Origin of the sequence: Microlunatus phosphovorus NM-1, from assembly GCF_000270245.1 — a bacterium.
Lineage (GTDB): Bacteria > Actinomycetota > Actinomycetes > Propionibacteriales > Propionibacteriaceae > Microlunatus > Microlunatus phosphovorus.
In genome coordinates this window covers 3,571,114-3,592,002 of sequence record NC_015635.1, presented here as the reverse complement: position 1 = coordinate 3,592,002, position 20,889 = coordinate 3,571,114, and the positions used below count along the sequence as shown (strand labels likewise).

19 protein-coding genes are annotated in these 20,889 nt (G+C 67.8%); 9 read left to right on the top strand and 10 right to left on the bottom strand.

Annotated elements, in window-relative coordinates:
* Window positions 1–18: 18 nt before the first annotated feature.
* Window positions 19–1,440, bottom strand: a complete 1,422-nt coding sequence (locus MLP_RS16120) for an alpha/beta fold hydrolase (protein ID WP_013864214.1) — start codon at window positions 1,438–1,440, stop codon at window positions 19–21.
* 61 nt (window positions 1,441–1,501) lie between these two features.
* Between MLP_RS16120 and MLP_RS16115 the strand changes: the two genes are divergently transcribed.
* The gene (locus MLP_RS16115) at window positions 1,502–2,716 is read left to right on the top strand and encodes an IS4 family transposase (protein WP_013862764.1); all 1,215 of its coding nucleotides are present in this window, start codon (window positions 1,502–1,504) and stop codon (window positions 2,714–2,716) included.
* A gap of 193 nt (window positions 2,717–2,909) precedes the next feature.
* Here MLP_RS16115 and MLP_RS16110 read toward each other — a convergent pair whose 3' ends face one another.
* Window positions 2,910–3,311 carry a hypothetical protein gene (locus MLP_RS16110; RefSeq protein WP_156821183.1) on the bottom strand — a complete coding sequence of 134 codons (402 nt, stop codon included), beginning with the start codon at window positions 3,309–3,311 and terminating at the stop codon, window positions 2,910–2,912.
* 160 nt (window positions 3,312–3,471) lie between these two features.
* Here MLP_RS16110 and MLP_RS16105 point away from each other — a divergent pair, with 160 nt between their 5' ends.
* Complete coding sequence (locus MLP_RS16105) at window positions 3,472–4,386, top strand: SMP-30/gluconolactonase/LRE family protein (protein ID WP_013864212.1); 915 nt, start codon at window positions 3,472–3,474, stop codon at window positions 4,384–4,386.
* A gap of 61 nt (window positions 4,387–4,447) precedes the next feature.
* On the opposite strand, the gene MLP_RS16100 is transcribed toward MLP_RS16105, so the two are convergent.
* The 3 genes from MLP_RS16100 to MLP_RS16090 form a co-directional block, all read right to left on the bottom strand.
* Complete coding sequence (locus tag MLP_RS16100; RefSeq protein ID WP_172641584.1) at window positions 4,448–5,728, bottom strand: glycosyltransferase 87 family protein; 1,281 nt, start codon at window positions 5,726–5,728, stop codon at window positions 4,448–4,450.
* Between the two features lie 4 nt (window positions 5,729–5,732).
* Entirely contained in the window at window positions 5,733–6,539 is an 807-nt protein-coding gene (locus MLP_RS16095) for an HAD family hydrolase (protein WP_013864210.1), read from the bottom strand.
* 121 nt (window positions 6,540–6,660) lie between these two features.
* Entirely contained in the window at window positions 6,661–7,620 is a 960-nt protein-coding gene (locus MLP_RS16090) for a hypothetical protein (protein WP_013864209.1), read from the bottom strand.
* A gap of 328 nt (window positions 7,621–7,948) precedes the next feature.
* Between MLP_RS16090 and MLP_RS16085 the strand changes: the two genes are divergently transcribed.
* From MLP_RS16085 to MLP_RS16065, 5 genes are all read left to right on the top strand, one after another.
* On the top strand, window positions 7,949–9,028 hold the full coding sequence (locus MLP_RS16085) for an AAA family ATPase (RefSeq protein ID WP_013864208.1): 1,080 nt from the start codon (window positions 7,949–7,951) through the stop codon (window positions 9,026–9,028).
* A gap of 97 nt (window positions 9,029–9,125) precedes the next feature.
* Complete coding sequence (locus MLP_RS16080) at window positions 9,126–10,163, top strand: DUF58 domain-containing protein (RefSeq protein ID WP_013864207.1); 1,038 nt, start codon at window positions 9,126–9,128, stop codon at window positions 10,161–10,163.
* A complete protein-coding gene (locus MLP_RS16075; protein WP_013864206.1) occupies window positions 10,160–11,158 on the top strand; it encodes a VWA domain-containing protein in 999 nt (332 codons plus the stop codon). Before MLP_RS16080 ends, MLP_RS16075 begins: the two co-directional genes overlap by 4 nt.
* Window positions 11,149–12,117: a VWA domain-containing protein gene (locus MLP_RS16070; RefSeq protein ID WP_013864205.1), complete on the top strand. Its 969-nt coding sequence runs from the start codon at window positions 11,149–11,151 to the stop codon at window positions 12,115–12,117. The genes MLP_RS16075 and MLP_RS16070 overlap by 10 nt, the downstream gene beginning before the upstream one ends.
* 10 nt (window positions 12,118–12,127) lie before the next feature.
* A complete protein-coding gene (locus tag MLP_RS16065; RefSeq protein WP_197536421.1) occupies window positions 12,128–12,853 on the top strand; it encodes a YggS family pyridoxal phosphate-dependent enzyme in 726 nt (241 codons plus the stop codon).
* An 11-nt stretch (window positions 12,854–12,864) separates the two neighbouring features.
* Here the strand turns inward: MLP_RS16065 and MLP_RS16060 are convergent, their stop codons facing one another.
* On the bottom strand, window positions 12,865–14,790 hold the full coding sequence (locus MLP_RS16060; RefSeq protein ID WP_013864203.1) for a S9 family peptidase: 1,926 nt from the start codon (window positions 14,788–14,790) through the stop codon (window positions 12,865–12,867).
* Between the two features lie 141 nt (window positions 14,791–14,931).
* Between MLP_RS16060 and MLP_RS16055 the strand changes: the two genes are divergently transcribed.
* Both MLP_RS16055 and MLP_RS16050 read left to right on the top strand, forming a co-directional pair.
* On the top strand, window positions 14,932–15,933 hold the full coding sequence (locus MLP_RS16055; RefSeq protein ID WP_013864202.1) for an intradiol ring-cleavage dioxygenase: 1,002 nt from the start codon (window positions 14,932–14,934) through the stop codon (window positions 15,931–15,933).
* A gap of 303 nt (window positions 15,934–16,236) precedes the next feature.
* Window positions 16,237–16,734, top strand: a complete 498-nt coding sequence (locus MLP_RS16050; RefSeq protein WP_041790148.1) for a DUF3145 domain-containing protein — start codon at window positions 16,237–16,239, stop codon at window positions 16,732–16,734.
* Window positions 16,735–16,826: 92 nt separating this feature from the next.
* Here the strand turns inward: MLP_RS16050 and MLP_RS16045 are convergent, their stop codons facing one another.
* The 4 genes from MLP_RS16045 to MLP_RS16030 form a co-directional block, all read right to left on the bottom strand.
* On the bottom strand, window positions 16,827–18,083 hold the full coding sequence (locus MLP_RS16045; RefSeq protein WP_013864200.1) for a beta-ketoacyl-[acyl-carrier-protein] synthase family protein: 1,257 nt from the start codon (window positions 18,081–18,083) through the stop codon (window positions 16,827–16,829).
* A 133-nt stretch (window positions 18,084–18,216) separates the two neighbouring features.
* The gene (locus tag MLP_RS16040) at window positions 18,217–18,462 is read right to left on the bottom strand and encodes an acyl carrier protein (RefSeq protein ID WP_013864199.1); all 246 of its coding nucleotides are present in this window, start codon (window positions 18,460–18,462) and stop codon (window positions 18,217–18,219) included.
* A 124-nt stretch (window positions 18,463–18,586) separates the two neighbouring features.
* Window positions 18,587–19,519, bottom strand: coding sequence for an ACP S-malonyltransferase (locus MLP_RS16035; RefSeq protein ID WP_013864198.1), 933 nt, complete (start codon window positions 19,517–19,519; stop codon window positions 18,587–18,589).
* Between the two features lie 134 nt (window positions 19,520–19,653).
* The gene (locus tag MLP_RS16030; protein ID WP_456237782.1) at window positions 19,654–20,808 is read right to left on the bottom strand and encodes a PucR family transcriptional regulator; all 1,155 of its coding nucleotides are present in this window, start codon (window positions 20,806–20,808) and stop codon (window positions 19,654–19,656) included.
* Window positions 20,809–20,889 lie beyond the last annotated feature (81 nt).

Genomic DNA, 20,889 nt, shown 5'->3' with positions numbered 1-20,889 from the left:
GCCTCGGTCAGTCAGTGCTCAGCGCAGGTGAGGCGTCACCGGCGGGACAGCGATCGAGGGCTTGCTCAGCACCTTGGTCTGTGCCGCGGTGGATCCGTCCGAGAGCACCTCGCTGAAGGGCTGGTAGTCACTGACACAGACCGTGCCCTTGGCCGGCAGCTTCTTGCTCAGCAGGTAGCTGTACACGGCCTTGTTGACACAGCCGGAGCTGAGCAGCGCGGTGTGACCCCATGAGTTGGACGAGAGCAGCCGACTGTTCGGCAGCCGATTCGAGGTGGAGACGGCGCCGGCGTAGTTGGTCGCCGGATCCCAGTAGTTGCCCACGACCAGCACCGGTGAGCTGGTGTGCTTGTTGAACGGACCGCGATAGGCATCCTCGTCCTTCGCAGTCCAGTTCTTGCTGGCACAGCTGCCCTGGTTCCACAGCCAGAGCCGCCCGAAGTACGGCGCCTTCTTGTCCGCCTCGTTGCCGAGCTTTCCGAAGGCTGCCAGGTTCTTGCTGTTCCGGGAATCGGTGCAGACGATGGTGGCGAAGGCGTCCAAGCTGTTGTCGTACGGAGCCGCGTAGGGGGCCTTCGACCTGCTTGCTTGCTGGCGGTTCTCGAGGGTCTTGTGCAGCTTCACGATGGCCCGGGCCGCGGTCCGGCGCTTCGTGGCCGTCGTGCCGTCCGCAGGCGGATAGAGGATGTCCCACAGGTAAGCCGCGAAGTCGGTGATGGCCTCCGGGCCGTACTCCTGGGAATAGAGCATGCTCAGGTTGAATCCGACGAAGTCGGCGTACGTCAGCGTGACGCTCTCGTCCTCGTCGAGGGTGATCTTCAGCGGAGCCTCGCGCAGCCGCTGAGCGATCGTTTCGAAGTTCGCGACCGGGTCGCCCGCGGAGAACCGACATTTGGTCGGCCCGGCCGCTCCGCACAGCACCAGCGCCTGGTGCAGCGCTTTGCTCGAGCCCTCAGCCGACTTGAGCCGGATCCCGATCGGGGTGCTTTCGGTGTTCTTTGTCCCGGCCCATGCCACCGAGTCGAGGATGCCGTCGATGGCGATCGCACGGACTCGATCCGGGTAGAGGTTGGCGTACACCTGGCCCAGGTAGCTGCCGTACGAGACGCCGAAGTAGGTGAGCTTCTTGTCGCCCACGGCACGCCGCAGCAGGTCCATGTCGCGGGCCACCTGGGCCGTGGAGATGGCGCCGGTCATCGGTTTCCCGGTGGTCGAGCAGGCCTTGGCGTGCTTGTCGTAGGCCGCACGCAGCGACTTCTCCTCCGCGGCCCCGTACGGGAAAGAGACGGAGTAGATCTTGTTGAGCACCGAGGCGTTCTTCTTCTGAGACGGGAAGCATCGCACGTTCTGGCTTTCGGCGACGCCTCGGGGGTCGATGCCGACGACATCGAATCGTTTCAGCACCTCTGGGCTCAGATATTCCTTCGCGTAATAGGCCATCGCCGTGCCGGAGCCGCCCCAATGTCGCTTCTTTAGAGTTACATGGGTGTAGTCTCTGTTTGTGGCTGGTGTGACGCGTGAGGTGAGGTCGGCGGAGGAGCGGTTGCCTGATCGGGTCTCGATCGGGGTGCTGGCACGGTCGTTCCCGGCGGCGGTGCTGGATGAGGTGATCGAGGCGGCAGGGGTGCGGGAGGTCCGGTATCGGCGGCTGCCGGCTCGGTTGATGATGGTATTCACGCTGGCGTGCTGGCTGTTCATGCGGTCGGGGTACGGGTTGGTGCTGTCGAGGCTGGCCGATGCGCAGGCGTTGACGGGTGGCGGCTGGGGAGACTGGCAGGCTCCGGGAACGGGATCGATCACGAAGGCGAAGGCGAAGCTGGGCGCGGAGCCGTTCAAGCTGTTGTTTGCGCGGACGACGGTGCCGGCGGGGACGCCTGTGACGCCCGGGGTCTTTCATGCCGGGCTGCGGGTGGTGACGGTCGACGGGTTCACCCTGGATGTGCCGGACACGGCGGCGAACGAGGGGTTCTTCGGCCGTGGTGGCAACGGCAGCAGGTCGCAGAATCCGTATCCGCAGCTGCGGGCGCTGGTGCTGGCCGAGTCCGGAACCCGGGTGCTGCTGGCCGCCGCCCATGGGCCGTCCAGCACCGGCGAGCAGACCCTGGCCGTCGATCTGCTGCCCGCGCTCGACAGCGGGATGCTGGTGCTGGCCGACCGGAACTTCGCCTCCTGGAAGCTGTGGCAGGCGGCCGCCGGGACCGGCGCGCAGCTGTGCTGGCGGATGTCGGCATCGTTCACTCTGCCAGTGCGGCAGGTGCTGGACGACGGCACCTACCTGTCCCAGCTGAACCCGCCCTCCAAGAAGGACGGCGACCCGATCCCGGTCCGGGTGGTCGAGTACTCGGTGACCACCACCGACACCCACGGGGTCGAGACCTCCGAACTGTTCGCGCTGGCCACCACCCTGCTCGACGCGCAGGCGTACCCGGCGATCGAGCTGGCCCAGCTCTACCACGCCCGCTGGCAGGCCGAGACCGGTATCGCCGACCTGAAGACCACCATCCGCGGCGGCCCCGAAGTGCTGCTCCGCTCCAAGACCCCCATCATGGTCGAGCAAGAATTCTGGGCCATGCTGTGCGTCTACCAGGCGATCCGCGACCTGATCGGCTACGCCACACCCGCCGGGCTCGACCCCGGCCGGATCAGCTTCAAACGCGCCTTCCAAGCCGCCCAGGACTCCACGACCCGGGCGGCTCTCTCCCCCCAGCCGACCTGACCCGCGCCCTGGCCCACCTCGCCACGCAACTGACCAAACCCGCCAACCTGATCCCCACCCGCGACGGCCGCACCGCACCCCGCGCCCGTAAACGCGGCGGCTCCCACCGCTACGAACGCCGCAAGAGCAACGCCGCACCAGTCCGCACCGTCACCCACACCATCGTCCTCCACCCCCTCAAACCACCCCAACCCTAAAAGAAGCGACATTGGGAGCCGCCCGGGCCGCCAGGGTTCACGAACAGGGTGCCGATCTTCGTCTTCTGGTTCTTTGCCGGTCGTTTCAGCACCGCGAGCTTGATCTTCTGGCCGTGCGGCTTGTCGTAGTCGAGCGGCACCTTCACCGTCGCGCACTTGGCTCCGCCGCACTTGCGCCACTTGAGCTTGGGTGTCTTCACCGCCTTGCTGCGCCGCTTCTCGATCTTGGAGGTCTTGGCTGTCTTGGGTGCCTTGGCGGGACCCGCAGCCTCAGCGGTGCTGACTGGCTGTGTGGGGTTGGCGGCCTCGGCGGGCGGTCCGGTGGCGACGCTGAGCAGGCCGGCGGACAGGGCCATGGCCGAAACCACAGCCACGAGCCGACGGGGAACGGGGCGCATCAGTGGGCTCCTACGGGGATAGCGGCGTCAACTCGACTTGTCGGACGCACTGGCAGGACAACCTAGGGGACCCGGGTGTCAGCCGTGCCGGATATTCGGATCTCACGCACATCTTTTTGGTAACTCACACTTTCACCGTTGCTCGGGCGAAGGCGTTAACGTGTCGCTCGTGCGACGCAGCTACCAGCCCGAGACGCTCCCAGCCCAGTTCGTAACCCTGGATGACCGGTTCGCCGGCACGGGTGGCGACCGGTGGATGACCAGGGTCTTCGCCCAGGGTCGCTGGCTGGAGGGACCGGCGTACCACGCAGCCGGACGGTTCGTGCTGTTCAGCGACATCCCCAACGACCGGGTGCTGCGCTACGACGAGGTCACCGGGGAGACGGCTGAGTTCGAGCCCAGGGTCGGTTTCACCAACGGGCGCACCACGGATGCCGAGTCTCGGTTCATCGCCTGTGAGCACGGTGGCCGTCGGGTTTCCAGGACCGAGCACGACGGCTCGAAGGTCGTGCTGGCCGACAGCTACGAGGGCAAGCGGCTGAACAGCCCCAACGATGTGGTGGTGGCCGCCGATGGTGCGGTCTGGTTCACCGACCCGAGCTACGGGATCATGACCGACTACGAAGGCCATGCCGCGGCGGAGGAGATGGGTGGGCGCTATGTCTATCGGCTCGGTCCCGATGGGGTGCTCTCGGTGGTCGTCGACGACTTCACCCAGCCCAACGGCCTCGCCTTCAGCGCTGACTTCACCAAGCTGTACGTGACCGACACCGATGAACACCACATCCGGGTCTTCGACGTCGACGGGGCTCGCGTCAGTGGTGGCGCCGTGTTTGCGGCCGAGCCGACCGGCTATGACGGGATCAGGCTCGACACCCGCGGCCGGCTCTGGGGGGCGGCTCATGACGGACTGCACTGCTACGAACCGGACGGCACGCTCAGCGGCAAGCTGCTGTTCCCCGAGATCGTGTCCAACCTCTGCTTCGGTGGCCGGCAGTACAACCAGCTGTACGTGACCGCGACCACGTCCCTCTACACCCTGCGGGTCAACTTCACCGGGGTCCGCTACTTCTGAATACGAACCGCTCACGACAAGTAGCTTCTGGTTCCGATCCGTCAATTTCTGGCACCGCAGGCTACTTGTCGAAGGCGGCCGGGGCCTGATCCGGCCTGATCTGACGCCCCACCACGATCGCGGCGATCAGCAGCGCGATGCCCAGGATGGCCGTCACCGCGGCCAGCAGGTGCTGACCGGCGGTCCACTGCAGCTCCAGGTCGCCGCCGTTGGGCAGTCGTCGGTAGGGCGAGACGACCACCCAGCCGACGAACAGCCAGCCGAGGACGATCAGCCAGGTCGGCAGCACCGGCTTGGCCCTGCTCATGGATGATGCCTCTCTTATGGATGATGTAGGCCCCGACATCGGGGATTTCGTCATCCGTTGTCGGGTCAGCTCGACCAGGCTGAAGGCCAACGGCACGATCCAGACGAAGTGGTGCAGCCAGGACACCGGCGAAGCGAGCAGGCTGGCCACGCCGCAGAGCGCGACCGCGAATCTGACCTCGCCGGCACGATGCCAGACCGCGGCCGCCCAGACCCCCAGGACTACCACCACGGCGCAGGCGGCCAGTCCCAGGGCCGTGCCCAGCGGCGCCAGCCGGAAGACCCGGGCGAAGTCGGCGTACACGGACTGGTTGGTGTAGTAGATCAGGCTGCCGCCGAGGCCCGTGTCGCCATGGGCCAGGCGCCCCCAGAAGTCCAGTGAGGCACCAGGCAGGATGACCGCTGCCAGGACGGTGCACGCACCGGCGGAGATCGTGGCGGTCAGCGCCGCTCGCCAGCGTCGGACGGCCAGCAGATAGAGGACGAAGATCATCGGGGTGAGCTTCAACGCGGCGGCCACCCCGGTCAGCACCCCCTCAGGCAGCAGCCGCTTTCCCGGAAGCACGCGAGGGCCTGGTGCGAGATCCAGCGCGACCAAGGCGACCAGCAGGATGCCGAGTTGGCCGAATGCGAAGGTCTGGCTGACCGGCAGCACCGCGTACGCGACCGCAGCCGACCACAGGCTCAGCCGCCAGCCGGTCTGACCCCACCGGTGCAGCACCGCGACGATCATCAAGGCCCCGGCGACCGTCCACGCGACCTGGACCAGCGCGAGCGGCAGCACCGCGAGCGGCACGGCCAGCAGTGCGGCGAACGGTGGATAGAGAAACTGCAGTGGGCCGGGCAGTTGATAGAAGTTGCCGCCGTCCAGCAGCACCTGTCCGGCCAGCCGATAGACGTCGAGGTCCACCATCACCGGATGCCAGGGAATCGTGGTGCCACCCGGGAAGGTCGACGCGCCGACGTCGAGCGCGATCAGGACGGGCGGCAGGCAGATCAGCGCGCCGTACCCGAGTCGGCGGACCCCAGCAGTCACCACGTCAGCCCAACAGCCGGCGGATCGTCTGTCCGACACCGGATTCGGAATTCGGCGGCACCCTGGTGAAGCCGCGAGCCAACAGCGTGGGATGAGCATTCGCGACCACGTACGGCTGTCCGACCCAGTTGAGCATGGAGATGTCGTTGGGCATGTCGCCGAACGCGGCGACGTCCGACGGGTCGATGTCCATCCGAGCGCAGACGCGGGCCAGCATGGCGCCCTTGTCGACGCCTCGGGCGCTGACCTCCACCAGGCCGTAGCCGCGGGCAGAGGAGTGTGTCGCCGAGAGCCGGCCGGCGATCACCGAGTCGACGCGGGCCAGGAGCTCATCGGAGTGCAGGCTCTGGGACTGGACGAGCACCTTCACCAGATCCTCGTGGATGATCACCTCCAGCGGGCCGGCGAAGATGTCGGGATCGCCGCTGTCGCTGGGTTGCCAGGTCAGGTAGTGCGGCTCGTGGCCGAACTTGGTCCCGGACTCGAAGGCGAAGCTGACGTCGTGCACGACGGTACGGATGCGTTCGACGGCATCCAGAGCATCCTGGGCACGGATGCAGACCCGGTCGAGAATCGTGTCGGCGTGCGCATCGTAGAGGGCTGCACCATTGCTGGCGATCACGGTGGGGTGCGCTCCGGGCAGACCACGGATCACCTCCAGCCAGCGCACCGGGCGGCCGGTGGCGAAGAGCACCGTGATCCCAGCCTCCTGAGCGGCCAGGACAGCCTCGGAGTTGAGCTGGCTGACGGACTCGTCCGGGGACAGGAACGTCCCGTCCAGGTCGGTCGCGATCAGCTTGGGGATCCGCATCAAAGAATCCTGTCACGTCCTGCTGACAACGCCTTGAATGGTCGTGCTTGCTGGATGGGCGAATGGTCGTGCTTGCTGGATCGGCCCTTTGAGCCGGCTGCCGATCCCGGCCGCTCGCACTCTAGAGGCGGGAGGTCGGCGTGTTGGCCCCGGGCGACCCGGAGGGGGCAGGGGTGCCGCCGCCACCACCGGACTGACTACCGGATGGGGAAGGGGAAGCGGAACCGGATCCCGACTGCGACGGGGAGTTCGATCCGGACTCGCTGCCTGATGGCGATCCGGACTGGCCGCCGGACGGCGATCCCGACTGCGGCGGCGGTGAACCGGATTGAGACATCGGCGGCGGACTGCCGGAGCCGCCGGTGGGCGTCGGTGGAGTCTGCGGCGGCTGGTTGCGAAAGATCAGGATCGCGATCAGCACCGCGAGCGCGGCCAGCAGCAGCATCAGCAGCCAGGAGACCAGGATCGTGACCCAGCCCGCTCGATCGTGGCGCCCCGGCCAGGGGAGCGGCCACAGCCGTACCAGTCCGGGCCTGATCCGGTCCTGCCAGTAGTGCTGGTAGTCCGGGCCGCTCGGCATCCCTTGCGGGGGGAGGGTCGCTAGTTGCACCTCGTCCAGGATCCGGGCCGCTTCGGAGGCTGCCGCGGGAGAACCGTCGTACGCGAGTGCCACCCATGGGGCGAGCAACCCTTCGGCCGGGGCGTTGGGATCGTCGTCGTCGCCGACGTACTTGCGGCCCAGCCGACCGAAGTCCTGACCATGTCCGCCGCGCGCCAGCACCGTGTCGATGTGCATGTCGTTGACGACCCCGGCCAGCCGATCGCGGGCTGCGGCATCGGCCGCGGCACCCTGCGACAACACGATGACCATTGCGCTGCGGTCGTCGGTGTCCGACCGGAGGTCGGCGTTCGCACCGTCCGACCGGAGGTCGGCGCTCGCATCGGAGTGCGCGGTGTAGGCGACTCCGGACTGCGCCGCACCGATCCGGGCGTCGAGCCAGAACTCACCTACGCGTGGCGGATCGTCGGGGAGCAGCGGGCTGACCGGCACCCAGTCAGGGTCGGCTGGTGGGGTGGACATCGCTCCTCTGTCGGTCTTGGCGAACTTCTGTCGAGCAAACCTGAACTCATGAGGATGGCTCGACAGAAATCATGCTCGCCGAGTCTATGCGGGACCGGTGGCGACTCTGGCGAGCCGATCCGGGTATGCAGCCCGGCCGATCCTGGTACCCCGCCAAGCCGATCCTGGTACGCCCTCGCACCGATTCCGAGAGGCGCTTGGTGTGGTCTGCGAGAATGGGGCACTGATCCGCAGTCGGCACGTGTTGGATTCCCCACCCACCGTCCGCCCCCGTGAGAAACCAGGAGTTCGATCAGTGAGCAGTCCGTCGCACGGTCCAGGGACCCCGGTGGGTTCCTCCGCAGCGCCGACCCAACCTTCCCCGCAGAACCCGAACCAGCAGGCCGCCCGCTTGCTGGGTGAAGCGATCGCCCAGGTGCAGCGGGTGATCGTCGGTCAGGAGCACATGGTCGAGCAGCTCATGGTTGGGCTGCTGGCCAAGGGGCACATCCTTCTGGAGGGCGTCCCCGGCGTGGCCAAGACGCTCGCGGTGCGTTCGTTTGCGACCGTGGTCGGCGGCGATTTCGCCCGGATCCAGTTCACTCCTGACCTGGTGCCGTCCGACATCGTCGGCACTCGGATCTACAAGGCCAGCCAGGAGGGGTTCGACGTCGAGCTGGGCCCGGTTTTCGTGAACTTCGTGCTGGCCGACGAGGTCAACCGTGCTCCGGCGAAGGTGCAGGCCGCCATGCTCGAACTGATGGCGGAGAAGCAGGTCTCGATCGGCGGGGTGACCTATCCGATGGCTGAGCCGTTCATCGTGATCGCCACCCAGAACCCGATCGAGTCCGAAGGCGTCTATCCGCTGCCGGAGGCTCAGCGCGACCGGTTCCTGCTGATGGTCGACGTGCCGTATCCGCGCGGCAACGAGGAGTTCGAGATCCTCCGCCGAATGAGCGTGCGGCCGCCGACCTCACGGCCGGTGCTGGACCCGCAGCGGATCATCGAGCTGCAGAAGCAGGCCTCGGAGGTGTTCGTCCACAACCTCGTGGCGGAGTACATCGTCCGGCTCGTCCTGGCCACGCGGACGCCGGCCGAGTTCAACCTGCCGGACCTGACCTCGGTCATCCAGCTCGGCTGCAGCCCACGGGCGACGCTCGGCCTGGTCGCTGCTGCCCGCGCGCTGGCGCTGATCCATGGTCGCGACTATGTGCTGCCGACGGACGTGCAGGCGGTCGCCAAGGATGTGATGGCGCACCGCATCGTGCTCGGTTTCGACGCCATCGCCGACAACATCCAGCCGGCCCAGGTGATCGAGCGGATCATCGCCATGGTGCCGCCGCCCACCCCCGTCTGGAACGGGCAGTCCGCCCAGCCGGGCGGCCATCGCCCCCCGCAGCGGCAGGTGGCGCAGCCGGACTTCAGCTGAGGTCGCGATGTCGAGTTTCCCCCCACCCACCGGGCCGCCGAGTTTTCCGCCACCTACTGGTCCGCCGAGTTTCCCCCCACCCGCAGGCGCGCCGGTCGTGTTCGCCGCGCCGCCGGAGGAGGCGTACGGAGCTGCCTCGTCGGTCCTGGGCACGCCGACGCAGCCCACGATCCCGCTGAACAAGCTCGCCCCCGAGGCGGCACTGCGGCGGCTCGAGCTAGCGATCGTCCGGCGCCTGGAGGGCTTTCTGCACGGTGATCATCTGGGTCTGTTGCCCGGCCCGGGATCGGAGACCAACGAGGCGCGGCTCTATCAGCCCGGCCAGGACGACGTACGCCGGATCGACTGGGCGGTGACCGCGCGGACCAGTGCACCCCATGTCCGCGACACCATCTCCGATCGCGAGCTGGAAGTGTGGGCGCTGCTGGACGTCACCCCGTCGATGAACTGGGGCACCGAGGGGGTCACCAAGCGGGACCTCGGCATCGCGGCGGTCGCGACCATCGGCTTCCTCAGCCAACGAGTAGGCGATCGGTTCGGCGGCTACATCATGCGGCCCGACCAGATCCGGCGGCTGCCGGCGGTGGCAGGGCGGTCGGCGCTCTACGGGATCCTGCGCAAGATGCTGACCGAGCCGTTCGTGCCCGATCACGCCAGCGGTCCGATGAGTCTGGCCGCCGCGGTCGAGCAGCTGTCCCGGACGCAGCGTCGGCGTGGACTGCGCGTGGTCGTCTCGGACTTCCTCACCCCCGGTGACCACGAGCTCGACCCGAATGTCGAGCCCGAGTGGGAGCGCCCGATGCGCCGGCTCGGCGTCCGCAACCAGGTGCTCGCCGTCGAGGTGGTCGACACGCGGGAGATCGAGTTCCCCGACGTCGGGGACATGTTGATCCGCGATCCGGAGACCAGTTTCGAGCGGTACGTCAACACCGCCGATCCGGCGGCCAGGGCCCGGATGGACGCCGCCTCGGCCGCCCAGCGGGAACGAATCAGGATCGCGCTTCGTCGTGCTGGTGTGGGGCACATCCAGCTCCGTACCGACCGTGACTGGGTGGCCGACATCGCCCGCTTCGTGCTGGCCTACCGTCGCGTCGCCAGCATGTTGCATGCGCCGCCGCAAGGAGTGACGAAGTGATCCCGCAGCTGCTTCCTCAGCAGCTCGCCATGATGCCACTGCTGACCTTCCTCTCGCCTGACCGGCTGCTGATCCTGCTGGTCATCCCCCTGTTGGTCGGCGCGTACATCTGGGCGACCCGGCGCAAGAACCGGCGGGGGATGCGTTTCACCAATACCTCGATGCTCGATGTGGTGGTGCCCAAGCAGTCGCAATGGCGGCGGCATCTCGCGGTGGCGCTGTCGCTGCTCAGTCTGATCACGCTGACCGCGGCTTTCGCCCGACCGAGCACCGTGATCGACGTGCCGCGAGAGCGGGCCACCGTGGTCATCGTCATCGACGCGTCGCAGTCGATGCAGGCCACCGATGTCGCACCGAACCGACTGGCGGCGGCCAAGACCGCCGCGATCGAGTTCGTCGAGAAGCTGCCGGAGAAGTACAACGTGTCGATCGTCTCGATGGCCGGCAACGCCTCGATCCTGGTGCCGCCGACCCTGGCGCACAACACGGTCGAGAATGCGATCAACAGCATCCAGCTGCAGGACGGCACGGCGATCGGCGAGGGCATCTACACCGCGCTCCGGGCACTGCAGCAGGCGCCGAAGGACCCCAAGAAGCCGGACTCCGTCGCTCCGGGGGCGATCGTGCTGCTCAGCGACGGATCGAACACCGCCGGGCGGGCACCGATGCAGGGTGCGGCGGAGGCACGCAAGGCGAAGGTGCCGATCTACACGATCGCGTACGGGACGGAGAACGGCTACGTCGATCTCGACGACGAGCGACAGGCGGTTCCGGTCGACCACGAGCTGATGAAACAGATCGCCGCGCTGACCAACGGGCAGTATTTCGCCGCCGCGACCGTCGACCAGCTCAAGACGGTGTACGCCAACATCGGCTCCGAGGTGGGCTATGAGAAGGCGGAGCGCGAAGTGACCTCGCGGTTCGCGGGCTACGGTCTGGCCTTCGCCGTGCTCGCCGCCCTCGGAGCGATCTCCCTGGGGGCGAAATGGCCCTGATTCCCATGTTGCAGTTTCTGGCGCCCAACAGGCTGTGGCTGCTGCTGATCATCCCGGCGCTGATTGGCGGCTATCTGCTGCTGTCGCGGCGCCGGGCCAGCAGGCGGCGGACGATGGGCCGGACGATGTTCGATCTGGTCATCCCGAAAGACCGGGTCTGGGTGCGTCATGTCGCGGTCGGCTTGTCGATCCTCAGTCTGCTGACGCTCACTCTGGCCTTCGCCAAGCCGAAGGATCAGGTGTCGGTGCCGCGCGAACGGGCCACGGTCGTGGTCACGATCGACGTCTCGCTGTCGATGGAGGCGACGGACGTGCAGCCCACCAGACTGGAGGCTGCCAAGGCCGCCGCCTCACAGTTCGTCACGTCGCTGCCGCCGAAGTTCAACGTCTCCCTGGTCTCCTTCGCCGGCACCGCGACCACCCTGGTCCCGCCGACGCTCGACCGGGGTGCGGTCACCGCCGCCATCGACGCGCTCCAGCCGCAGCCGTCGACTGCCATCGGCGAGGGCATCTATACCTCGCTGGCGGCGTTGTCGCAGGTGCCGCCCGATCCGACCGATCCGAATGCCGACGTACCGGCACGGATCGTGCTGCTCAGTGACGGCAAGACCCAGGTCGGTAGGCCGTCCGACCAGGCGGCGCGTGCTGCCCGGGATCAGAATGTGCCGATCTACACGATCGCTTATGGCACCGAGGACGGCTACATCGAGGTCAACAACCGGCGGGAACCGGTGCCCGTGGACCGCGTCGAACTGCAACGGGTCGCCAAGATCTCCGGCGGCCAGGCGTACACCGCCGAGAGCGCCGGTCAGCTGAAAGAGGTCTACTCCGACATCGGCAGCTCGGTCGGCAAGGAGAAGGTGGACAAGGAGGTCACCTCGCGGTATGCCGGGTTCGGGCTGGCCTTCGCCATCCTGGCCGCCCTCGGGATGATCTCGCTGGGTGCCCGCTGGCCCTAGGGTGGGGCAGGTGGGGATCGCCGAGAACCTGGCCGAGGTACGCCGACGTGTCGATGAGGCCTGCGTCGCCGCGGGACGGGACCCGTCACAGGTACGGCTGCTGCCGGTGAGCAAGACCAAACCGCCGTCGGCGATCCGGGAGGCGTACGACGCCGGAGTCCGGCTCTTCGGCGAGAACAAGGTCCAGGAGGCGGTCGCCAAGGCCGAGGTGTTCGCCGATGTGCCCGACCTGCGCTGGGCTGTCATCGGCCACCTGCAGACCAACAAGGCCAGGCAGGTCGCCGCGGTGGCGGACGAGTTCCATGCGCTCGACTCGCTGCGGGTGGCCGAGGCCCTGAACCGGCGCCTGCACATGCTGGACCGGACTCTGGACGTGTTCGTCCAGGTGAACTCCTCGGGCGAGGAGTCGAAGTTCGGTCTGGCGCCTGAGGACGTGCCGGGCTTTGCCCGCGAGCTCGAGCAGTTCCAGACGCTACGAGTCCGCGGGCTGATGACGCTGGCGGTGTTCTCCGACGACGCCGCCCTGGTCGGCGCCTGCTTCGCCCGGATGCGGGAGCTGCAGGCTCGCCTGCAGGACAGCCATGACCATCCGGAGTGGTGGCGGGAACTGTCGATGGGCATGTCGGGCGACTACGAGCTGGCCATCAGCTACGGGGCGACGACCGTACGCGTCGGCCAGGCGATCTTCGGCAACCGGCTGGATCCGAACGACTATTGGCCGGTCTCGGCCCGCTGATCGCGTGCTGATCAGAGGTTGTCGATCTCGATCACGGGCAGATCGTCGGCCGGCGTGAAGCCGAACACCTTGCCCAGGAAGAACAGCTGGGCTTCGAGCGCGGCCTTGATCGAATCGGCCCGACGGAAGCCGTGGCCCTCGCCTTCGAAGATGATCATGGCGACTGGGAGATCCTTGGCCCGGACGGCGGCGGCCATGGTCTCGGCCTGATTGGGCGGCACGACCGCGTCCTCGGACCCCTGGAGCAGCAGCAGCGGCACCGACAGCCGGTCGACGTGCAGGATGGGGGAGCGCTCGCGGTAGATCTCGATGGCCTCCGGGTATGGTCCGATCAGTCCGTCGAGATACCGAGACTCGAACTTGTGCGTGTCGCGGGCCAGTGCCTCCGGATCGGCCACCCCGTAGAAGCTGATGCCGGCCGTGAAGACGTCCGTCGTGGTGAGCGCCTGCAGCGTCGTGTAGCCGCCGGCGCTGCCACCACGCACGATGAGTCGCTGCGGATCCGCCAATCCCTGGGCAGCCAGCGCCGCCGCACCGTCGGCGCAGTCGGCGACGTCGACCACGCCCCACCGGCCCCGCAGCGCATCACGATAGGACCGGCCGTAGCCGGTCGAACCGCGGTAGTTCACATCCAGCACCGCGAACCCGCGCGACGTCCAGTACTGCAGACCGATGTTGAAACCGTTGTCGGAGAAACCCGTCGGCCCGCCGTGCGAGAGGGTGATCAGCGGCGGCCGATCACCGTCCGGCGCCCGCCACTCCGGATTGGTCGGCGGGTAGTACCAGCCGTGCACCTCACCAGGGACATCGTCGAGGGTGCTCGGCCAGCTGACTGCCCGGGGGATCGATACCCACGGCGTCGGGAGCGCCTGGTCACTGGCCCGCCGGACATCGGTCCACGTGGCGGTAGTCAGGTCGGCCACCGCCAGCCGGGCCGGCCGGTCGGCGTCCTCGATGATCGCGGCAGCCAGGCCGCCACCGGCGGCCACCGATCCGTAAAGCCCGTCTTCCAGGATCGGTCGCAGTGTGTTCGAGTCTCGGTCCAGCAATTGGATCGAGGTGACGCCGTTGCTCACGTGCGTGGCGAGCAGCCGGCGGGAGTCGAGAACCGCGTACGGCTGGTCACCGAAGACCCACTGCGGGGTGGCGAACTCCGCGTCCTCCGGCCACAGTGGGGTCGTTTCCTGGTCGCGAACGGCGTACAGGTTCCACCAGCCGGTCCGGTCGGAGATGAAGATCAGTTCGCCGTCTGGTGCCCAGCGTGGGTGTACGGCCGACTCGTGGTCGCCGCCGGCGACCTCGCTGATCTCGGTCAGCGCGAGCGCGGGCCGGTCGATGAGTCGGCCTCTGCGGATGCGGGTGGCATCCCACGGCATCGCCGGGTGGTTCCACTCCGTCCAGGCCAGCTCGCCGTCGGCGGACAGCTCGGGATCGGCATAGAAGTCGGCGCCGGAGCAGAGCACCGCTCCGTCGCCACTCCCGTCGAGATCGAGGGCGACGATGGTGTTGACCGGCTCGCCGCCTCCGGTGTGGTCCTCACGGACGGCGAGCACCAGGTGCCGATCGGGATGGACCCGTACGTCGGCGTACCGGTGGTCCGAGCTCTGCGTCAGTGCGACCGGCCGGCCATCGACAAGACGGTAGAGCCGGTTGTCGGTCAGGTCGGAGAAGACGACGACCCCGTCCCGAACCGCGTACGCGCCGCCGCCGTACTCGTGGACGCCGGTGCGCACGTTGTACGGCGCAGGCACGACCAACTCGGCCGGGTGGTCTCTGTGGCAGCGCCACAGGCCGACTCGACCGCCTTCGCTGGGCCGGGACTCCAGCCAGTAGAGCGTGTCACCGTCGAGCAGGGGTGCGCTCAGCCCGACCGTGCCCGAGGTGACGAGGTCGGTGGTCACGATCGAGGGCCAGGATCCGTAGGGCGCAATGGTCATCTCGCCACTATATGGAGGATCCCGAGATCGGCACCGGTTCCAGCCGGCATGGGAAAAGCACAGTCGGCACACAGGAGCGGGCGGACTCCAACACAGTCCCATTGGGCAGGATCACGTGCACAGACCAATCGAGAGGCCCCGATGAACCAGCCACTGCCTGATCACACCCCCGCCGGACCCGCGTACCAGGGCCGTCTTCTGCCGCGACCCGACGACGAGGTGGTCGACCAGGGTCTGAGCTTCGATGTTGGCACGCTCTTCTCCCGACGCCGCATGCTGAAGGTGTTCGGTCTCGGTGCCGGTGTCGCCGTGCTGGCCGCCTGCGGGGTCGATACGACCTCATCCAGTGACGCAAGCGGCGCAAGCGCTGCCAGTGGCGCAGTGACCGAGATCCCGGACGAGACCGCCGGACCCTATCCGGGTGACGGGTCCAACGGTCCGGACGTGCTGGAGCAGTCCGGCATCGTCCGGCAGGACATCCGCTCCAGCTTCGGCACCGGGTCGGCAACCGCGGAGGGCGTGCCGTTCGAGTTCGAGCTGACCATCCTGGACATGGCAAAGGACAACGCCCCGTACGCCGGCGTCGCCGTCTATGCCTGGCACTGCGACCGGGAAGGTCGCTACTCGATGTACTCCTCGGGCTTGGAGAACGAGAACTATCTGCGCGGTGTGCAGATCGCCGACGCCGACGGCAAGGTCCGGTTCACCAGCATCTTTCCCGCCTGCTATTCGGGCCGGTGGCCGCATGTGCATTTCGAGGTGTATCCCGATCAGGACTCGATCACCGACTCGACGAAGGCGATCTCCACCTCCCAGCTCGCGCTGCCGAAGGATGTGCTGGACGTCGTGTATGCCACCGAGGGCTATGAACAATCGGTGACCAATCTCGCCGATGTGAGCCTCGAGAACGACAACGTCTTCGGTGACGATGCGGGGGTGCATCAACTCGCGACCGTCACCGGCTCGGTGGCCGACGGCTATGTCGCCACCTTGTCCGTCCCGATCGACACCGCGACCGAGCCGACCGGCGGCAGCGCTCCCCAAGGCGGCGGTGGCCCCGGCGGCGGGGCGGGTGGCCTACCTGGTGGCGGTGGATCTAGTGGCGGTGGACCTAGTGGCGGGCCTGGCAAGCCGTCTGCTTGACCGCCAGCCTCGACTTCGCACCATTTGCTGTCACTGCGCACCAGGCAGGCTTGGTGCGCGGTAGCAGCAGTTGGTGCGAAGTCGCAACGGAAATGGTGCGGAGTCGGCGGAAATGGTGCGGAGTCGGCGGAAATGGTGCGAAGTCGGAACAGGAAGTGGTGCGGCGCCGGGTTCGGCGATCTTCGGGCCGATTGCCCCTTGGTTCTGGTGTGACTCCTGAGGCAGAATGGTGCTCGATCCGCTGGACGGCGTGTCGTGAGGATGTTGGGGAAGACAGCCCTCGCCCGCGTCACTGGAGGATCGATGAGCACAACCCGTGGAGTGCTGTACATCCACGCCGCACCGTCGGCACTGTGCCCACATATCGAGTGGGGTGTCGGTGGTGTTTTCGGCACGCCCGTACGCCTGGACTGGATCCCGCAGCCGGCCGAGCGTGCCGCGTACCGGACGGAGTATGCCTGGACGGGCCCTTCGGGCACGGCCGCACGTCTGACCTCGACACTCAAGGGCTGGCAGCGCATCCGCTTCGAGGCGACCGAGGAGGCCAGCCCCGGTGTCGAGGCTCACCGGTACGCCTACACCCCCAGCCTTGGGGTGATGCACACCCAGATCGGACTGCACGGCGACGTCGTCGTGCCGGAGGAGCGGATCAAGCACGCGATGCTGATGGCCGGCCTGGGTCAACAGGACCTGGTCGACGCGCTGAACGAACTCCTGGGCCGCCCCTGGGATGCCGAGTTGGAGCCGTTCCGGTACGCCGGCGAGGGTGCACCGGTGCGCTGGCTGCACAAGGTGGTTTGACGGAAACCTGCCTCTCAAACCCTACGGAGCGGTCCTTATCGGCGTGTCGCGGCGTTGAGAGTCAAATTCCCGTCATGAACTAATTTTGCGGATCAGCTGGTGATGTAGCGGTTGGTGAAGGTCACCGCCACGTTGTGGCCGCCGAAGCCGAAGGAGTTGTTGATCCCTGCCAGGTCACCGGCCGGCAACTCACGTATGGTGCTGGCGATGTCGATGCCCAGGTCAGGCTCCGGGTCGTCCAGATTGATGGTCGGCGGGACGGTCCGGTAATGCAGCGCCAGCAGCGTCGCCAGCGACTCCAACGCACCGGCACCCCCCAGCAGGTGACCAGTCATCGACTTGGTGCCGGTCACGATCGCCTTCGTGTCATCGCCGAGTGCCATCCGGATGGACAGCGCCTCGGTGACATCGCCTTGCGGGGTGGAGGTGGCGTGGGCATTGACGTGCTTGATGTCGGCGGCAGTGAGGCCGGACTCGCGTAGCGCGTTGGTCATGGCCCGGGCCTGCGACTTGCCACTGGGGTCGGGCTGCACCATGTCGTGGGCATCGGAGGTGATGCCGGCGCCGGCCAACTCGCCATAGATCCGGGCGCCGCGCGCCTGGGCATGATCGAGGGTCTCGATCACCATCACGGCGGCGCCTTCGCCGAGGACGAAGCCATCGCGGCCCTTGTCCCACGGTCGGGACGCCCGCTCGGGGTCGTCATTGCGTCGGCTCATCGCCTGCATCTGCGCGAAGCAAGCGATCGGCATCGGGTGGATCACACCTTCGGTGCCGCCGACTACGACGACATCAGCCCGACCCAGCCGGATCATGTCGATACCGTGCGCGATCGCCTCGTTGCTGGAGGCACAGGCCGAGACCGGCGCGTGTGCGCCGGCCTGGGCGCCGATCCGCAGGCTCACGTTGCCGGCAGTCGCATTGGCCATCAGCATCGGGATGGCCAGCGGCGACACCCGGCGCGCGCCCTTCGCCTTCTGGACGTCCCAGTTGCCGAGCAGCGTCTGCAGGCCACCGATGCCGGTGGCGATCGCGACTCCGAGGCGTTCCCGGTCGACCGGGTTCTCCTCCTTCAGTCCGAAGCCGGCATCGCGCCAGGCCTCCATGGCTGCCACCACGCCCAATTGGGCAGAGCGGTCCAGCCGACGCGCCTCGACACGCTCCAGCACGGTGGTGGGATCGACGGCAGCCTGGGCAGCGATCTGCACCGACAGGTCGGCGGCCCAGTCCTGTTCGATCCGGCTGATGCCGGAGCGACCGGCGAGCAGCCCCTCCCAGGTGCTGGCGACGTCCCCGCCGAGCGGGGTGGTCGCGCCCAGTCCGGTGACGACGATGGGGGTCGGGCTCATGAGTTGGACCTTCCGGTGGGGCAGCGTGGCCGTGCTTCAGCGTGGTCTGTAGTCAGGCTGGTCTTGTTGTCAGCGTGATCTGGTGGCAGGGAAGCGGTGAGGGCCGCGCTCAAGAAGGCGCGGCCCGCCACGTTCAGGAGGCAGCGCGCTCGATGTAGGCGACCGCGTCCCCGACCGTCTTGAGGTTCTTGGCCTCCTCGTCGGGAATGCTCACGCTGAACTTCTCCTCAGCGGCGTAGATGATCTCGACCATGGACAGCGAATCGACATCGAGATCGTCGGTGAAGGACTTGTCGAGCTGGACGTCGTCGGTCGGGACACCCGCGACCTCGTTGACGATCTCGGCCAGGTCTGCGCGGACCTCTTCGGTGGTGGGCATGGGCTCAAAGCTCCTCGGGGTGTTGAACGGTGGACGGACCGGGAATGGTCAGCCCAGATCTTGGGGGCGTCCCCAGGTGGTGGGGCTCAGGGATGATCATGGCAGTACGACGTCCGATCCTGCATCAGGCGGCGCCATGCCGGGCGACGAACTCCTGGGCTGCCGGCAGCTGATCGGGGGTGTTCAGGGCGAACAGCTCGACTCCCCTGAGGTTGCGCTTGGCGATGCCGGTCAGCGTGCCGGCCGGTGGCAGTTCGAGCAGTCCGGTGACGCCGAGCTCGGCCATGGTGGCCAAGCACAGGTCCCAGCGGACGGGCGAGGCGACCTGGCTCACCAGCCGGCGCAGGACCTCGGTGCCGTCGGCGACCGCCTGTCCGTCGGCATTGGACAGCAGCGTGGTGCTCGGACCATGGGTGGTCATCGTGGCGGCGAGCTCGCGCAGCCGGTCGACGGCGGGTGCCATGTGCACGGTGTGGAAGGCGCCGGCAACACTCAGCGGGATGAGCCGGGCTCGGGTCGGGGGGTGCTCGGCCAACGCGGCGAGCTGTTCGACGGTGCCGGCGGCCACGATCTGGCCGCTGCCATTGTTGTTGGCGGGCGTCAGCCCCTGAGCCTCGATCGCGGCCAGCACCTCGTCGACCTTGCCGCCGATCACCGCAGTCATCGAGGTCGGGGTGCCGGCGGCCGCCTCGGCCATGCCGCGCCCGCGCTCGCGGACGAACACCATGGCGTCCTCACTGCTCAGCACGCCGACCCCGGCGGCCGCAGTGATCTCGCCGACGGAGTGCCCGGCGGCGATCCCGGCCGGGCCGAATCCACGGTCCGCGCCGACGAAGAGCTGCTCGGCAGCGAGGATCCCGGCTACCACCAGCAGCGGTTGAGCCACCGCCGTGTCGCGAATGGTGTCGGCGTCGGCCTCCGTCCCGTAGTGGCGCAGATCGAGCTCGGCGACGGCCGCGAGGGCGTCCAGCCGGTCAGCGAAGGACTGCTCGGTCAACCAGGGGCTGAGGAATCCTGGGGTCTGCGCGCCCTGACCTGGCGCCACTATGGCCAACACACCTTTGACTATTCCCTGACTTGGCGGCGTGCGTCGTGCATGGACACGACGAAACTGGGACGAGGTGTTTGTAGGAATCTGACAAAAGACGTCACCGCGACGCGCCTTGTTCGGTCCTGTCACAGGCCGGGTGACTATTCCGTGCTCGTCTCCTCGGCACGCACCCGACGACTCAGCAGTCTCCCCAAGGTCAAGGACAGACGCAGTGCGTACGCCTCACGCGGATGTGTGGGGCTGTAGCCGGTGACCTCATGTACCCGGCGTAAGCGGTAGCGGACCGTGTTGGCGTGAACGAACAAGGTCCGGGCCGCTGCCTCCACCGACGAGCCCTGGTCGAGGAACACCACCAAGGTCTCCAACAGCCCGCCGCCGGCGTCTCGGAGTGGGTCGTAGAGTTCGCGAGCCAGTGCGCGGCGCGCGTGTCCATCGCCGTTCAGCGCCCGCTCCGGCAGCAGGTCGTGGACGCTCACCGGACGCGGCGCCTCCGGCCAGCCGGCCACTGCGCGATAGCCCGACAGTGCCTCACGGGCGCTCACCCCGGTCTCGATCAGGTGGTCGACCGGGGGACCGACCACCACCGGGCCGTCGGCGAACGAGTCCGCGAACCGGCCGACGACACCCAATGTCCACTCTGTCTGCTGCAAGGCGGACCCGCCGAGGACGACGATCATCCGGTCACTCTGCACTGCCCCGAGCATGTCGAGGCCGGCGATTGCCGCCTGGTCCCGGATGGCCTCGAGTTCGGCGGCGACGGTGTTGGGGGCCGCTGGGTCGGGCGCGCCACCGACGACCACGACGACACCCTGGGTCGAGGTCCAGCCGAGCGTGGAGGCACGGGACAAGACCGCGTCATCGGTCTCACCGCGTAGCACCGCGTCCACCACCGAGGCCTCCAACCGGGCGTCCCAGGTGCCGCGGAGTTCGGCTGCTCGGGCATAGATCTCCGCCGCGGCGAACGCCACCTCGCGGCTGTACGCGACGATGGCGGTGTGCAGGATGGCCCGATCGGCCCGCGGCATCACCTCGTCGATCTGGGTCTCGACCACGTCGATGGTGGTGCGTACCAGTTCGACGGTCTGATGCAGGCTGATCCGCCGAGCGAGTTCCCGAGGTGCCGAGCCGAACACCTCGGACGGTGCGGGGCTGTCCGGCTCGGCATCGGCGAACCAGGAAACGAAGCCGTTGATGCCGGCTCCGGCGACCAGGGTGATCCAAGACCGGTGCTCGGCGTCGAGGTCGCGGAACCAGTCGTGTTTGGCGTCCATCTCGGCGATGGTTGCCGTCGTCATCCCCGATGCCTGGGCCGCGAGCCGCTTGGCGATCGCCGCCCGGGTTTTCGCCGCGGCTGGCCGGGACCCGTTGAGTCCCTT

Bases quoted from the DNA above. Each gene is read 5' to 3' on its own strand.
- MLP_RS16045 (WP_013864200.1), bottom strand. From the start codon at position 18,083: ATGAGCCCGACCCCCATCGTCGTCACCGGACTGGGCGCGACCACCCCG.
- MLP_RS16030 (WP_456237782.1), bottom strand. From the start codon at position 20,808: ATGACGACGGCAACCATCGCCGAGATGGACGCCAAACACGACTGGTTC.
- MLP_RS16040 (WP_013864199.1), bottom strand. From the start codon at position 18,462: ATGCCCACCACCGAAGAGGTCCGCGCAGACCTGGCCGAGATCGTCAAC.
- MLP_RS16110 (WP_156821183.1), bottom strand. From the start codon at position 3,311: ATGCGCCCCGTTCCCCGTCGGCTCGTGGCTGTGGTTTCGGCCATGGCC.
- MLP_RS16055 (WP_013864202.1), top strand. From the start codon at position 14,932: ATGAACCAGCCACTGCCTGATCACACCCCCGCCGGACCCGCGTACCAG.
- MLP_RS16050 (WP_041790148.1), top strand. From the start codon at position 16,237: ATGAGCACAACCCGTGGAGTGCTGTACATCCACGCCGCACCGTCGGCA.
- MLP_RS16060 (WP_013864203.1), bottom strand. From the start codon at position 14,790: ATGACCATTGCGCCCTACGGATCCTGGCCCTCGATCGTGACCACCGAC.
- MLP_RS16090 (WP_013864209.1), bottom strand. From the start codon at position 7,620: ATGTCCACCCCACCAGCCGACCCTGACTGGGTGCCGGTCAGCCCGCTG.
- MLP_RS16095 (WP_013864210.1), bottom strand. From the start codon at position 6,539: ATGCGGATCCCCAAGCTGATCGCGACCGACCTGGACGGGACGTTCCTG.
- MLP_RS16120 (WP_013864214.1), bottom strand. From the start codon at position 1,440: ATGGCCTATTACGCGAAGGAATATCTGAGCCCAGAGGTGCTGAAACGA.
- MLP_RS16070 (WP_013864205.1), top strand. From the start codon at position 11,149: ATGGCCCTGATTCCCATGTTGCAGTTTCTGGCGCCCAACAGGCTGTGG.